Source organism: uncultured Thiohalocapsa sp. (assembly GCF_913063425.1).
Lineage (GTDB): Bacteria > Pseudomonadota > Gammaproteobacteria > Chromatiales > Chromatiaceae > Thiohalocapsa.
On sequence record NZ_CAJXYK010000007.1, the window covers coordinates 76975 to 91048 of the forward strand.

A 14074-nucleotide genomic window follows, 5' to 3' on the forward strand; every position below is an offset into this window, starting at 1 on the left:
CGGCCGTCGGTTAAGGGCTGCCTTTGCCGGCTCGCGGGGCAAAGGTCATTGCAGACGGAGCCCGTGCGGGGCACGCTTTCGATCTTAGCACCGCCCGCAGCAGGAGAGGGAGGCATGTTGGCTCCATTCAGGTCCGTCGTCACCGTCAATCCAAGCAGGGCTGCCCGGCGACGCGGCAGCGCGCGCCGCCGATTCAAGCCCGGATGGCCGGGGCTTCTGTGCGCCGCCGTGCTGGCCCTGCTCGCGGCCACCGCAGCGCTGCCGGTCGCGGCAATGGGGAGCGCGGCAATGGGGGGTGCGGCACAGGCGGTTGCGGCGGAGGGCGCCGGCACCGGTGACATTGCCTGGGTCACCGGCAGCGGTCCGGAGGCCGAGGTCCATCTGTACTTCTTCTGGTCCAAGTCCTGTCCGCATTGCCGGGAGGCCCTGCCCCAAATCGAGCGCATGGACGCGGAGCTGCCCTGGCTGCGGCTGCACACACATGAGCTCACCGCGAGCCGCGCCAGCGTCGCCTTGTACGTGGACATGGCAGAACAGCTGGGACGCGACGCGCGCTCGGTGCCGGCCTTCTTCATCTGCGAGCGGATGCTCACCGGCTGGGACGATGCGGACGGCATGGGCGCCCAGATCCGTCGCCTCGCCGAGCTGTGCCGGCCGGCGGCGAGTGCCAATGGTCCGGCTGCGGCTTCCGGGCCGGCTGCCGGGGCGGGGAATGCGACTGGGGCTGGGGCCGGGGCTGGGGCTGGTGGCGCGTCGGGCGGCGGCCTGTTCCCGGAGGCGGCGGCCGGGCCGCTCAGTGTTCCGGTGCTCGGCAATGTGGATGCCGAGCGGCTGTCGCTGCCCGTGTTCACCCTGGTCCTCGCCGGGCTGGATGCCTTCAACCCCTGCGCCTTCTTCGTGCTGCTGTTTCTGCTGAGCCTGATGGTGCATGCCCGCTCACGGGCCCGCATGCTGCTGGTGGGCGGCACCTTCGTGTTCTTCTCGGGGCTCGTCTATTTCCTGTTCATGGCCGCCTGGCTGAACCTGTTCCTGGTGGTGGGCGGTGCCCCGGTGGTGACGGTCATCGCGGGCCTGGTGGCCGTGCTGATCGGTGTGCTCAACGTCAAGGACTTCTTCCGGCTGCGGGCGGGCCCCAGCCTGTCCATCCCCGAGGGCGCTAAGCCTGGTCTTTATCAGCGGGTGCGCGGGCTGCTGAATGCCGAGCACCTCGGCACCATGCTGTTCGGCACCGTCGCCCTGGCGCTTGCAGCCAACAGTTACGAGCTGCTCTGCACCGCGGGCTTCCCGATGGTCTACACCCGCGTGCTGACCCTGCAGGCGCTCTCCGGCTGGACCTATTACGCCTACCTGGCGCTCTACAACCTCATCTACGTGCTGCCGCTCGCCGCCATCGTCCTCGTCTTCACCTTCACCCTCGGTGCCCGCAAGCTGAGCGAGCGCGAGGGGAGGGTGCTGAAGCTCCTCTCCGGTGTCATGATGCTCGGCCTGGGCCTCACCATGCTGCTGCGCCCGGACGCCCTGGGCAACCCGACCATCGGCGTCGCCCTGCTCGCGGCGGCGCTGCTGGTCACCGCTGCGGCCCTGTGGCTGACGCGGCGCTCGCCGGTGGGTGCCTGATGCCGGTGCGCCGCGCACGATAATCCGAGCCGACATGAAGGGGGAAAGCATGGATTTGACCGATAAAGTCGCCGTGATCACCGGCGCCAGCCGCGGACTGGGCGCCGGCCTTGCCGCACGCTTTCTGGAGCGCGGTCTCAAGGTCGGCGTCTGCGCAAGGCACCGCCCGGCGCTCGACGGCGATGACACCAGGCTGCTCACCCAGGCCGCGGACGTCACCGACTACGCCGCCATGGCGCAGCTCTGCGCCGACGTGGTGGCCCGCTTCGGCCGCGTGGACCTCTGGATCAACAACGCCGGGCTGCTGGCGCCCATCGGCCCCTTGCGCGACAACGACCCGGATGCCTTCGCCCTGAACATCCAGGTGAACGTCACCGGCGTGTTCAACGGCAGCCGCGCCTTCATCCGCCATGTGCGCGAGCGCGGCGGTGACGGTGTGCTGCTCAACATCAGCTCCGGTGCGGCGCGCAATGCCTACGCCGGCTGGTCCGCCTACTGCGCCGGCAAGGCCGCCGTGGACCGCATGAGCGAGGCCATCGCCCTTGAAGAGGCCGGCAGCGGTCTGCGCGTGCATGCCGTCGCCCCGGGCATCATCGACACCGACATGCAGGCCATGATCCGCGACTGCACCCCGGAGCAGTTCCCGCGGGTGCAGAAGTTCCTGGATCTCAAGGCCAAAGACGCCTTCAGCTCACCCGCCTTCGTCGCCGACCGGATGCTGGAGCTCGCCTTCGACCCCGCCGCGGACACCCCCGTCGCCACCACCCTGCCCCTGGAGCACGGCTGAGCGACCACGCCAAAGCCCCAGGATTCGGGGACAAGATTCGCGGACGGTAAACTTAACTTCGGTGCTGAGCCATTGCCGGCTCAGCACCCAGTACACCTGCGCCGAAGTGACACCAACGAGCCTTGCGCACTGCGAAGCCCGCTTCCGCGTCGGTATCGGCGTCGCTGTCGGTATCGATCCCGATCCCGATCCCGATCCCGATTGTTCGCAGTAGTACGGGGCCGCTGTACTGGGGTGGATGAGCGAAGCACATCCCCCAGAGGGAAGCGGCGGATGCGCTGCGCTTATCCGCCCTGCAAGGGTTGGATTTGTTGTTGAACCGTCACGTGCTTCGTCCATGCCGGCGGCGTGCCGTCGAGCCACCGGCTCGGCGCGGTCACTTGAACAGGTCCTCCGCGGCCCGGCGCAGGCTGTCCGCGTCCGCCGTGTCGCCCGGGGTCTGCTCCGTAAAGGTCGGCTCGAAGTAACCGCAGAAGTTGGCCCGATCCTTTTCCGTCACCTGGTCCGCAACCGGCTCCGCGCAGTCGTTGGGCCGGCCGGGGGCGTACCAGCGGCAGTTGCGGCAGCAATGGGTGGATTTGCGGCAGCCCGGGCAGGTGCCCTCGCGGGCGTAGTCGAGCTCCGTGAGCTCCGTGCCGCAGTGCCAACAGCGGCCGATGGCGGGGTAATGCATGGCTCGGCTCCTCCAAAGTGCCAAGGACTGTCCGGCTGGCGCGCAGCGGCTCGTCGGTGTGCGTGGCCTCAAGCATGCCCTTAAGTGAAGCGCATCGGAAGCCCGGTGTGGCGGGCGCGGGAGCTGGTGCGAGGCTGCGGAGCACCGGAGGCCAGGCCATCATTTGCCGCCGGCGGACTGAAGTCCGCCGGCCCCAGGGTGCCGACTGAAGTCGGCGTACCCGGGCGGCCGCGCGACTTCCAGTGTGGGTCACCGGGTGCGCGTCCCGCCCGAAGCAATAGGGGCGGGCCGGAGAGTTGGTCGGGCATGCGCCTGCGCTCTACTCCGGCTGAACGCGCAAGACGTCCGTAAGCTCGGTGAGGATACGGCGTGCAAAGCCGATGGGCACCGAGTAGTGGCCCTCGCCCGGCAACAGTGTGAGGCTGGTATCAGGCAGATGCGCCGCGAGCCAGCGGGCGTGGCTCACGGGGACGGTACCGTCCGCCTCGCCATGCCAGATGCGGATGGGTCGGTGTATCTGCCCCAGTTCAAGGCCCCAGTCGTGGGTGTAAAGCCACAGATCCCGCCGCGCGCCCAGGGCGCCGTTGCGCATGGCGTCCGCGATGGTCCGGTTGAGGATGGCCGCGGTGTCGCCCGCACGCAGCACGGCCCGGTCGGCGGCCGGCGCGGCGATATGGCGGAACTTCTCCACCAGCTGCGGCCAGCGGGCGAGCACGGCGGTGGTGGGTGCCCCGTAGATCAGGTCGGCGACCCAGCCGGGCCAGCGCCCGACCCGCAGGCTGGCGCGGGCGGCGGGGTTCATCTGTCTCGTCAGTCTGGCGTGATGAATCGGACCAAGGGGACACACCAGGGTGCAGGCGGCGAGGGCGCCCGCCCGCGCAGGCGGCAGGCGCGCCGGCAGGTGGCAGGCACAGGCGAGCGCGTAAGGGCCGCCGCCGGAGACACCGACGATGGCGAAGTGGGACAGCCCGAGCGCGCCCACCAGTGCGGCACAGTCGTCTGCCCAGTCGGCCAGACGGCGGCCGGGGGCGTGGTCAGAGTCGCCGTAGCCCGGGCGGTCCGGCGCGATGATGCGGGCGCCGGCGGCGACGGCGTCCGCGTGCATGAGCCGCGCCTCCCGCCGCGAGCTGGGAAAGCCGTGGCAGTAGAGCACCGGGTGGCCCGAGGCGGCGCCGTACTCGGCATAGGCGAGGCGGCGCCCATCCGGCAGGGTCACGAAGTGCGGGCCGTCGTCCGGCTCGGTGGTGCCGGCTTCGTGCGTATGGATGCTGGTCATCGGGCTGCGGCAGCGTGACTGGGACCGCTCCGGGGTGGCGAGTCGCGCAGCCGGCGCACAGGGCGGTCAGCGGCAGGCATCGGCACGCTCGCCGTCCAGCTCGATGATCTCCAGGCGGTGGTTGCCGCAGGGATGGACATCGGAGGGACCCTGTGTCAGCAGTACCAGGCCCTCGGCGATGCCCTGCTCCGTGAGCCAGCTGCGCACGAACTCCGTCCAGTCCGCCAGGTCGGTGCCGACCTCCTGCGGGTAGACGCCATAGCTGAAGCACAGGCGCTGGGCCGTCTCGGGATTGGGGGTGAAGGCCACCACCGGGCAGGGCAGCCGGAAGCGGGCGATGCGCCGGGCGGTGTTGCCGCTGCGTGTGGGCACCGCCACCAGCCGCGGGTGGCTGCGCTCGGCGGTGTGGTAGGCGCTGCGGGCGATGAGGTCCACGGCGCGGCGGCTGCCGTCGGCATCATAGGCGCCGACCCGCTCGGCCTGCAGGCGCAGATTGCGCTCCGGCTCGATGGCGGTGGCGATGCCCGCCAGCATCTCCACGGATTCCACCGGAAAGCGCCCCATGGCCGACTCCGCCGAGAGCATGACACAGTCCGTCCCGCCCAGGATGGCGTTGGCCACGTCGGTGGCCTCCGCCCGCGTCGGCCGGCGCAGGGTCACCATGGACTCCAGCATCTGGGTGGCGGTGATCACAGGCTTGCCCACCCGGTTGGCGAGCTCCGTGATGCGCCGTTGCGCGACCGCGATGGTCTCGATGGGGATCTCCACGCCGAGGTCGCCGCGGGCCACCATGAGCCCGTCCGCGGCGTCGAGGATGCCCTCCAGGTTCTCAAGGGCCGTGGCCCGCTCGATCTTGGCGATGACAAAGGGGTCGTAGTCGAGCGATCGGGCGGTGTCGCGCACCGCGCTGATGTCCTCGGCCGTGGCGACGAAGGACTGGCTCACGGCGTCGATGCGATGCTCCGCGGCAAACTCGAGCCAGGCCCGGTCGTCGTCGGTGAAGGCGCTGATGCCGAGGTCGATGCCCGGCAGATTCAGCCCCTTGCGCGAGCGCAGCTCCCCGCCCGCGCGCACGTTGCAGACCACATCGCAGCCCTGCACCTCGACGACCTTGAGCAGGATGAAGCCGTCGTTCAGGAAGAGCCGGTCACCGGGCTGCACCGCCGCCGGCAGGCCGGGGAAGCTCACGCTGACCCGGTCTGCGGTGCCGACGCAGTCCTGGGTGGTGAGCGTGATGAGCTGGTCGCGGTGCAGCTCGATGGGCTCGTCCGCAATCTCGCCGACGCGCATCTTGGGCCCCGGCAGATCGCCCATGATGGCCACGCGCCGGCGCGTGTCGGCAGCGGCCGCCCGCAACCGGTCGATGACGCCCGCGTGGTAGGCCGGATCACCGTGGGAGAAGTTCAGGCGGGCCACGTCCAGACCCGCCTCGATGAGCGCGCGGAGCAGCGCCGGCTGGTCGGACGCCGGGCCGATGGTGGCCACGATCTTGGTCTTGTGCGGGCGGTATTGCATGCTCAGGGTTCCGTGCTCGCGGCGCCAGCGGCCAGTCCGCGGCGCCCGTCATAACCTGCGATGTTAGCGAACCCCGAGCCTCGGCAGGCGTTGCAGTCTCGTGACGGACGACGGGCTGCCGGAGTACCTCAGCGTCGAGCGGACTTTCGTGGTTTTGCTGTTGCCCGGCGTCAGCGTCGGCACGGCGGCAGCGAGCCCCTCAACCTCGCCCTGGTCAGCGCCGGCCAGGCCGCCGTCTACCCGCAGCACTGCCGAGATGGGCGTTACTACGCCGCGCAGGACAGGGCGCGGGACGTGGGGCGCGGGGTGTGGGCGAGGACGGGGCCGCAGCGGCCCTGAGGGTGGCGACGCCGATTCACGCTCCGTATACTCTGCGGTCACTATGTTAGGGGGACCCCCGATGGCATCCCCGGAAGGCAGCATACGAAGGAGAAGCGAGCATGCGGAGTTTGCAGATAATTGCGGCGTTGACCGCTATGGCTGGATGGACCGTACCGCCGGCTGAGGCCGGAGTGTTCTACGATGCGGTAACCGACGGGGACTGGAGTGATCCTTTTACCTGGACACCCTCCGGCGGTCCCCCGGGCCTGGATGATGGCGCGCGTATTGCCGGAGGCGTTCTCGGGGCAGATCCGGCGAACGTTTTCCTGTCCCGGGACACTGTGACGGACCTGGTGGAAGTCGGGACCGCAAGCGATGCCGAGGGCAACCTGCTGCTGAGGGGCTTCTCACTGTCCACGGGCTCGCTGCGGATTGGCTCCTCGACCAACGGCACCGGGACGGTCGACCACGCCGGGGGTCGCCTGGGCATCAGCGGGGAGCTTACCGTCGCAGGCGGCAATACCTTCACCTTCGCTCCACAGGACACCAGCGATTCGCTGGTCGTGAAGCTTGGCGCCGTTGCCGCCACCTCCGCCACGGCGAATATCAGTACCGAGGTCGAGGTGAAAGGCGACGGCAGCACGCTGCAGCTCGGTGCGCCGCTGTCTCTCGCGGAAGACCTGGATGTATGGGGCGACACCAATGGGACTGCCTTCGTACAGGCGGCGGGCCATGACATCTCGGTGCGGGATCTCGTCCTTGGACTGGATGCCGGCCCAGGATACGCGGGTGACATCATCGATGACGGTGCGATCATCGTGAGCCGTGATCTCGTTGTCAGGGCGGGCTCCTTCACGCTCGATGCAGATGACCGAGTGACCGGCGGTCTAAGCGTCAGGAATGGCGCTGGGGTCACCACCGGGGCCGCGACTAACGTCAGTGGAGAGGTCAGCGTCACGGCAGCTGGAAGCCGCCTTGATCTTGGCGCCGCGCTGAGCCTGACGGGAGACATCACTGTTTGGGGTACAGATACAGCCCTCGGGCCGGCCGTGCTGGATGCTCGCGGCCACGACATCACGGCCCGTAGAATCGATCTGGGGAGCACTTACTGGGCCGGCCAACTCACCAACGACGGTGCCATCCAAGCAGACTCCCTCGACGTCGGCTCGGGCAGCGCGCTGCTGCTGACAGGCGGCGATGATGTCGTCCTGTCGTCATTGCGGGTCCAGAACAGTTCTGCCCTGACAATTCGGCAGTCACTGGGCGAATTGAGCGGGTTGACCTTTGACGGCACAACGCTCGATCTGCAGACAAGCGGACTGCTCGCGCTTGAGTTCGACGATGCGTTGACCCCTGGACTGGACTGGGCCTTCCGCTGGGCTAATCCCGCTACCGGCGACGACTGGGTGGGCGAGCTTTCCGATCTGATCGCACAAGGCAATATCCAGTGGACAGCACCGTGGGCCGTTTCGGTGTTCGGCCACACTGATGGCTATACCTACATCGGCTACAGGGATGCGCAGGTGCCGGAGCCGCGCGGGCTCGTGTTGGCAACCCTTCTCGCGGGTGTCGGGTATCTGAGCGTGGTCCGGCGCTTCGGGGCGCGCCCTATCCGCGGCGGCCGCGCTTCGAAGCCTTGACCAAAGGCGCATCCTGGTGACCCAACCCGCGGGCCCGCCCCCAACGCCATGCCGCACCCCGTCGTCAGCATCGCCGAGCCGACCACGCCCAAGGCGGAGTACTGGTCCGCCGCCGGCATCGCCGTCTTCCACGGCAGCACGGACCCGACCGACTTCCCGCCCCTCGACGACGGCGCCGCCCAGCACCACTGGCTCGGCGGCTTCGGCGCCGCCTGGGCCGAGTGCCCGGCGGGCGCTGAAGGCTGGTGCGCGCAGCCGCTGGATGTGGCGCTGATGCTCGCGCTCTCCGGCCGGGAGCAGCTGCTCGCGCGGGTGTGCTGCGGGGAGGGTGCGCCGGCGGTGCTGCACTGACAATCTCCCGCAGCACCGGCGCCGGCATGCGAGGGGACTATTTCCCGAGCGCGCGAACCTGCTCACGCATCCGTGCGACCGCGTCCTGCCGGACAGCAGTGTCATCCCCGTAGCGCTGCGCGACGGCCGCGATCTCCTGCGAAATGCTCTGCTCCCAGGTTGCCCCGGCAAGTTTGTCGGCGGCCTGCGTCTTTCGCGCCCGCAGCGCCGCCAGTTCCCGGCCGCGGTCAGCCTGCAGCTTTCTGATCGCCGGGCGCGCTGGTGATGCTCTCCGGCTACCACTCCCAGCTCTACGCACGCGAGCTGCGCGGCTGGCGCCTCGGAACATGTCAACCTTTTTCCGACACTCGCCGGTGTGATTGCTAGTTCGATATGGCGCGCGCTCGCTGCCGGCGAGGCCCGGCAGTGCCCGGCCGCCGCGCGTGGGTGCAGGCGCCGCGCCTGACCGCGGGGCGCGCGGACTGCTCCGGGCGGCACTCAGCGTCGGCCAGGGGCGCCAACCCGACCGCCCGGCTGCGATCGCGGCGCCCGCGTGGCCTGGACGCTCGGACGCCCCTCGTCGGCCCCCACTGCGCCCGTGCGCTGTCACGCCCCTTGCAAACACCGCAAGGGCCGCGCCAGCGCACTGGGGCGCGCGCCAGTCGGCCCAGTGGGCTCGACGTACTTGCGGTAGGTCCATCCCGGCCCGTTGCTGCGCCAAGTTGTCAGGCAGCACCAGTCCTGCATTGATCGGAGCCCCGCGGCGCCTGCCGGCCTCGGATGCCCGAGCCGGCGGACCTTGTTGCAGCTGATCGGCTTTGTTGGGAAGCTTGGAGATCGACAATCCATCGGGCAGCGGTGCGCCCGAGGGGCGGTGACATGGGACTCGCACTCAAGCTCTACGATCAGCTCGACGCGGCCGCCGACGATCGGGCGCGGTTTCGGCTCATCATCGAGGCCATCGGTCAGCTCGAAGAGGGCTGGCCGCGGCCGGGTGAGGTCGCGCGCACCACGGACGTGCGCGAGGCGGGGCTGCGTTTGCAGATCGAGCTCGGCGGGGTGCGCAAAGAGATCGTCCAGAGCAAGAACGCGCTGCTCATCTGGCTGGTGTCGCTGATGTTTCGCCCAGGTGCTCGCCATTGCCGCGTTGGTGAAGCTGCTCTGAGCCCGTCCTGATCTTTGTTGCGCGTCGGCACCCGCGATCTTGCCCTCGACCGCCCACCCCCAGCCCGGCCAGGGCCGCCCCGGCGATGGCGAGCCCGGTGCAGCGCCGCCAGAGCACCTCTCGGGCGCCGTGGAGCGGGTCACCTTCCACAGCCCGGAGAGCGGCTTCTGCGTGCTGCGGCTCAAGGTGCGGGGGCAGCGTGACCTGGTGACACTCACCGGGCAGGCAGCGAGCGTGTCGCCCGGCGAGTACGTGGAGGCGGACGGCTGGTGGGTGCAGAGCCGCAGGCATGGGCTCCAGTTCAAGGCGCGGCAGCTGAAGGTGATCCCGCCGAGCACGCTGGAGGGCATCGAGCGCTATCTCGGCTCCGGCATGGTGAAGGGCATCGGCCCGCACTTCGCCCGCAAGCTGGTGCGGGCCTTCGGCGAGCGGGTGTTCGATGTCATCGAGGACAACCCCGAGCGCCTGCTGACGCTGCCCGGCATTGGCCCCAAGCGCCAGCGGCGGGTGACGGATGCCTGGGCGGAGCAGAAGGTGATCCGCGAGATCATGGTCTTTCTGCAGTCCCACGGTGTGGGCACCGCGCGCGCCGTGCGCATCTACAAGACCTACGGCGAGGCGGCCGTGGAGCGGGTGCGCGAGAACCCCTACCGGCTCGCCCTCGACATCCACGGCATCGGCTTCAAGACGGCGGACCAGCTGGCGCAGCGGCTCGGCGTCCCAGCCGACTCACCCCTGCGCGCCGGCGCCGGCGTGCGCCATGTGCTGCAGGAGATCGCCGGCGACGGCCACTGCGCCGCGTACCTCGACCAGCTGACGGCCAAGGCGGCGACCCTGCTCGGCATTCCGCCGCCCGGCATCGAGCAGGCCATCGCCGCAGAGATCGCCGACGAGCACCTCGTGGCGGAGACCATCGACGCCCGCCCCGCCGTGCTGCTGGCGGCCCTGCAGCGGGCGGAGTTGGGCATCGCCCGCGGCATCGCACGTCTGACGCTGGACTCGCCGCCCTGGGGTCGGATCGACACCGACAAGGCCCTCGGCTGGGTGGAGGGCAAGACGGGGATGACGTTGTCGGCGTCGCAGCGCCAGGCCATCGCCGCCGCCGTCAACGGCAAGGTCACCATCGTCACCGGCGGCCCCGGGGTCGGCAAGACGACGGTGGTGAACGCCATTCTGCGCATCCTGCGTGCTAAGGGCGTGGCCGTGCGCCTCTGCGCCCCCACGGGCCGTGCCGCCAAGCGGCTCGCGGAGCTGACCGGGCAGCAGGCCAAGACCATCCACCGGCTGTTGGAATTCGACCCCCAGGGGATGGGCTTCAAGCGCGATCAATACAGCCCTTTGGAGACGGACCTCCTGGTCTGCGACGAGGTCTCCATGGTGGATACAGCGCTCATGAATCAGCTGCTGCGGGCAGTGCCCACAACTGCTGCCGTGCTGCTGGTGGGGGACGTGGACCAGCTGCCGTCGGTGGGCCCCGGGGCGGTGCTGGCCGACCTCATCGGCTCGGGGCGGGTGGCCACGGTACGGCTCACCGAAGTCTTCCGGCAGGCCGCGGCGTCGCGCATCGTCGTCAACGCCCACCGCATCAACCGGGGCGAGCCGCCGCTGGCGTCGGCCAACGACGCCGACAGCGACTTCTACCTGATCCGCTGCGAGAACCCGGAGCAGGTGCACGAGCGCCTGCTGCGGGCCGTTGCCGAGCGCATCCCGGCCCGCTTCGGGCTGGACCCGGTGCGCGACATCCAGGTGCTGACGCCCATGCACCGCGGCGGCCTTGGCGCCCGCGCGCTGAACCTCGCCCTGCAGGGGCTGCTGAACCCCGCCGCCGAGCCACGCATCGAGCGCTTCGGCTGGACCTATGCCCCCGGCGACAAGGTGATCCAGCTGGTGAACAACTACGACAAGGAGGTCTTCAACGGCGACATCGGCCGCGTCCACAGCATCGACACCGAGGAAGGCCTGGTGCACATCGACTTCGACGGCCGCCGCGTGGACTACGAGCTCGGCGAGCTGGACGAGATCGCGCTCGCCTACGCCACCACGGTGCACAAGGCCCAGGGCTCCGAGTATCCCGCCGTGGTCATCCCGCTCGCCATGCAGCACTTCACGCTCCTACAGCGCAATCTGCTCTACACCGCCGTGACCAGGGGGAAGCGGCTGGTGGTGCTCATCGCTGAGCCCAGAGCGCTCAACACCGCCGTGCACCGGACCGGCGCCGGGCGGCTCACGCGGCTGCGCCAGCGGCTCACCGAGACGCAGGTGCCGGACGGGCAGGGGCGCCTGGCGCTGTGACCTGACGGTGACGACCACTGGCCCGTCACCGGCACCATCGACGACCCCTTTGCCAGCATCGGCCGCGCCACTTTGGAGGGCGTCGCCGGGCCCGGCGATCGCATCCTGCTGCGCGGGGGGACCTACCTGCTGAACAGCGGTGCCTGGATCGGCGCAGGCGGCGACGGCGGCGCGCCGCTGAGCCACGACTACGACCTGATGAGCGGCTACAACGGCGCCATCGACATCCGCATGCCTGCATCGTGCCCAGTCGGCGGCGGCAAGTCACGCCGCTTGGACTGTATCGACTTGCGGAATTCGCCGGGCCAGGGGGCAACCGTTCTATTTGGGTTGATTGTCCTGATCCTGCCGCTTGCCCATCCCCTGGGACGGCCCCGTAGCCTCCCATAGGCGCACTGAGCCACCCTGTTGCGCACTTTGCCCCGCTTCCGCATCCAGACCGCACCCAAGGGTACTTAAGGATTTTTTAATCAAGCCTCGCCTAGGCTGTACCCGTCCGTGCCCCGGCAAGGTGTCTGACCTGCCTGCGCCCGGCGCCCGCCGTTCCTTCCCCCCGGTTCGGCAGCGCGGGCGCCGTGCCCCAGAAGCGGCGGGCCAGGCGCCGCAGCCGGAGCGCGGGCGACCACGCCGGGTTGACGCCGAATGCGCGCGGGGTGAGCAGCGGTTCAGTCGTGATGCCCAAGCGCTCGATTCAATCGGGTGCGGCTCCCGGTCTGGGTGGTGCATTGCGTGTATCACTGCTGTCAGCGATGCGCGTGGGCAACCGGGCAGTGGACGAAAGCGCGGAATCATCCACGCTCAATGGCAGCCGGCAGCCTATGTGGGCGACTGGTTGTGTGCGATACGCCGGAAGTGCCCGCAGGGGCGGATCGATCCAATATACGATCCCTATTGAAGAGTGTCCGAAGAGAGCATCCCGGAACCGCCTATGTATATGATCAGATTAATCATAAAGTCCTAAAAAATAATAATAATGGGCTGAATCGTCTTTGTCTCGGATACGCTGAGACAACGGATGAAGCAGGCATCGCATGTGCGCATGACGTGTCCGGAAAAGACGTTCGGAACGTGGACGCCCCGCGCCCATTGCAATTCCTCGATGTCAGGTCAACCGCAATTCGCAGGCGGCTGCTCAGCATTTTGCGGCCTTGCTCACAGTCTTGCTTCCAGCTGCCGGGCTAATTAATATCCTTATTCAAAAATAGGGGAACCGCCCATCAATTAAGTAGGTTTTACGCTTAACCACAAGCAGCTGAGAAAAGCCGCTTGAGCTTGCGCCGGTTATCGGCGTGCCCGACAGACGCGATCCAGCGCGTTTCAAACCAGAGTGGAGTGGCCGGATGACGACCCGCGAGACCTTCAGTGATCACCTCAGGCGCCACGGCGTGAGCCGCCGCAGCTTCCTGCGCTTCTGCGCCATGACGGCATCCGCGCTGGCGCTGCCGCCGGCGCGGGCGCGAGCGCTTGCCGCGGGCTTGAGCGCCGCGCCGCGGCCGAGCGTCATCTGGCTGTCGTCTCAGGAGTGCACAGGCTGCACGGAATCCCTGATCCGTGCGGCAGAGCCCGGCATTGAGTCCCTGATCCTGGACCACCTGTCGCTCGACTATCACCACACCCTGCAGGCCGCGAGCGGAAACGCCGCGGAGGCGGCGCGGGCCGCCGCCGTCGCCGAGCACTTCGGCGCCTATGTGCTGATCGTGGACGGCGCCGTGCCCACGGGTGCGCAGGCGGCCTGGTCAACCGTTGCCGGCGAGACCAACCTGGACATGCTGCGGCATACGGCTGAAGGCGCCGCGCTGGTGCTCTCCGTCGGTACCTGTGCCGCCTTCGGCGGCCTGCCGGCGGTGGCGGCAATCCGGGCGCCGGCGCTGAATCAAGGCGCGGCGAAGGGCGTCGGCGACCTCATGCGCGCGGGACTGGTGCCGCGCCGACCGCTGGTGAATGTCCCGGGCTGCCCGCCGGTACCGGGCGTCATGGCGGGCGTCATCGCACATTTCCTCGCCTTCGGCGCACCGCCCGACCTGGATGAGCTCGACCGTCCGCTCGCGTGGTTCGCCGAGACCGTCCACGACCGCTGCCCGCGGCTGCCGCACTTCAACCGTGGGCGCTTCGCCCGTGCCTTCGACGACGACGCGGCACGCCAGGGCCATTGCCTGTACGAGCTCGGCTGCAAGGGACCGGAAGCCCATAACGCCTGCGCGTCGATGCGATGGAACCTGGGCACCAGCTTCCCGGTGCTGTCCGGGCATGGCTGCCTCGGCTGCTCGGAGCCCGGCTTTTTCGACCGCGCCCTGGCACCGGGCGGCGACCGCTTCACCGGCAGCGTCTTCTACCCGGACGAGCCGCCCGCGGGCTGACCGGCGGCCCCGCCCCGAGTCCCTGCACCCGCAGCGGACGGCCTGCGGCGGCCATCGCCACAGGCCCGGGCCCGTCTGCGCCTGAAAAACACCCCAGCAGC

Annotated in this window: 11 protein-coding genes; 8 read left to right on the forward strand and 3 right to left on the reverse strand. The window is 69.3% G+C overall.

The window, feature by feature from the left end:
- Positions 1 to 114: 114 nt before the first annotated feature.
- Both QZ607_RS05415 and QZ607_RS05420 read left to right on the forward strand, forming a co-directional pair.
- Positions 115 to 1617, forward strand: coding sequence for a thioredoxin family protein (locus QZ607_RS05415; RefSeq protein WP_295880514.1), 1503 nt, complete (start codon positions 115 to 117; stop codon positions 1615 to 1617).
- A gap of 49 nt (positions 1618 to 1666) precedes the next feature.
- Positions 1667 to 2404 (forward strand): SDR family oxidoreductase, encoded by a 738-nt coding sequence (locus QZ607_RS05420; protein ID WP_295880516.1) that lies wholly within the window; start codon positions 1667 to 1669, stop codon positions 2402 to 2404.
- Between the two features lie 376 nt (positions 2405 to 2780).
- Here QZ607_RS05420 and QZ607_RS05425 read toward each other — a convergent pair whose 3' ends face one another.
- The 3 genes from QZ607_RS05425 to pyk form a co-directional block, all read right to left on the reverse strand.
- Positions 2781 to 3077, reverse strand: a complete 297-nt coding sequence (locus QZ607_RS05425) for a hypothetical protein (RefSeq protein ID WP_295880518.1) — start codon at positions 3075 to 3077, stop codon at positions 2781 to 2783.
- 319 nt (positions 3078 to 3396) lie between these two features.
- Complete coding sequence (locus QZ607_RS05430; RefSeq protein WP_295880520.1) at positions 3397 to 4353, reverse strand: alpha/beta hydrolase; 957 nt, start codon at positions 4351 to 4353, stop codon at positions 3397 to 3399.
- Between the two features lie 66 nt (positions 4354 to 4419).
- Positions 4420 to 5868 carry a pyruvate kinase gene (pyk, locus tag QZ607_RS05435; protein ID WP_295880522.1) on the reverse strand — a complete coding sequence of 483 codons (1449 nt, stop codon included), beginning with the start codon at positions 5866 to 5868 and terminating at the stop codon, positions 4420 to 4422.
- Positions 5869 to 6380: 512 nt separating this feature from the next.
- On the opposite strand from pyk, the gene QZ607_RS05440 reads away from it, so the two are divergent.
- From QZ607_RS05440 to QZ607_RS05465, 6 genes are all read left to right on the forward strand, one after another.
- Complete coding sequence (locus tag QZ607_RS05440) at positions 6381 to 7829, forward strand: hypothetical protein (protein ID WP_295880526.1); 1449 nt, start codon at positions 6381 to 6383, stop codon at positions 7827 to 7829.
- Positions 7830 to 7877: 48 nt separating this feature from the next.
- Entirely contained in the window at positions 7878 to 8180 is a 303-nt protein-coding gene (locus tag QZ607_RS05445; RefSeq protein ID WP_295880529.1) for a histidine kinase, read from the forward strand.
- An 858-nt stretch (positions 8181 to 9038) separates the two neighbouring features.
- Positions 9039 to 9335 (forward strand): hypothetical protein, encoded by a 297-nt coding sequence (locus QZ607_RS05450; RefSeq protein ID WP_295880531.1) that lies wholly within the window; start codon positions 9039 to 9041, stop codon positions 9333 to 9335.
- Between the two features lie 118 nt (positions 9336 to 9453).
- Positions 9454 to 11616 (forward strand): ATP-dependent RecD-like DNA helicase, encoded by a 2163-nt coding sequence (locus QZ607_RS05455; protein WP_295880696.1) that lies wholly within the window; start codon positions 9454 to 9456, stop codon positions 11614 to 11616.
- A 72-nt stretch (positions 11617 to 11688) separates the two neighbouring features.
- Positions 11689 to 12006: a hypothetical protein gene (locus QZ607_RS05460; protein WP_295880533.1), complete on the forward strand. Its 318-nt coding sequence runs from the start codon at positions 11689 to 11691 to the stop codon at positions 12004 to 12006.
- A gap of 950 nt (positions 12007 to 12956) precedes the next feature.
- Entirely contained in the window at positions 12957 to 13973 is a 1017-nt protein-coding gene (locus QZ607_RS05465; protein ID WP_295880534.1) for a hydrogenase small subunit, read from the forward strand.
- Positions 13974 to 14074 lie beyond the last annotated feature (101 nt).

Coding starts and splice junctions, on each gene's coding strand:
- QZ607_RS05415 (WP_295880514.1), top strand. CDS start 115: ATGTTGGCTCCATTCAGGTCCGTCGTCACCGTCAATCCAAGCAGGGCT.
- QZ607_RS05420 (WP_295880516.1), top strand. CDS start 1,667: ATGGATTTGACCGATAAAGTCGCCGTGATCACCGGCGCCAGCCGCGGA.
- QZ607_RS05425 (WP_295880518.1), bottom strand. CDS start 3,077: ATGCATTACCCCGCCATCGGCCGCTGTTGGCACTGCGGCACGGAGCTC.
- QZ607_RS05430 (WP_295880520.1), bottom strand. CDS start 4,353: ATGACCAGCATCCATACGCACGAAGCCGGCACCACCGAGCCGGACGAC.
- pyk (WP_295880522.1), bottom strand. CDS start 5,868: ATGCAATACCGCCCGCACAAGACCAAGATCGTGGCCACCATCGGCCCG.
- QZ607_RS05445 (WP_295880529.1), top strand. CDS start 7,878: ATGCCGCACCCCGTCGTCAGCATCGCCGAGCCGACCACGCCCAAGGCG.
- QZ607_RS05450 (WP_295880531.1), top strand. CDS start 9,039: ATGGGACTCGCACTCAAGCTCTACGATCAGCTCGACGCGGCCGCCGAC.
- QZ607_RS05465 (WP_295880534.1), top strand. CDS start 12,957: ATGACGACCCGCGAGACCTTCAGTGATCACCTCAGGCGCCACGGCGTG.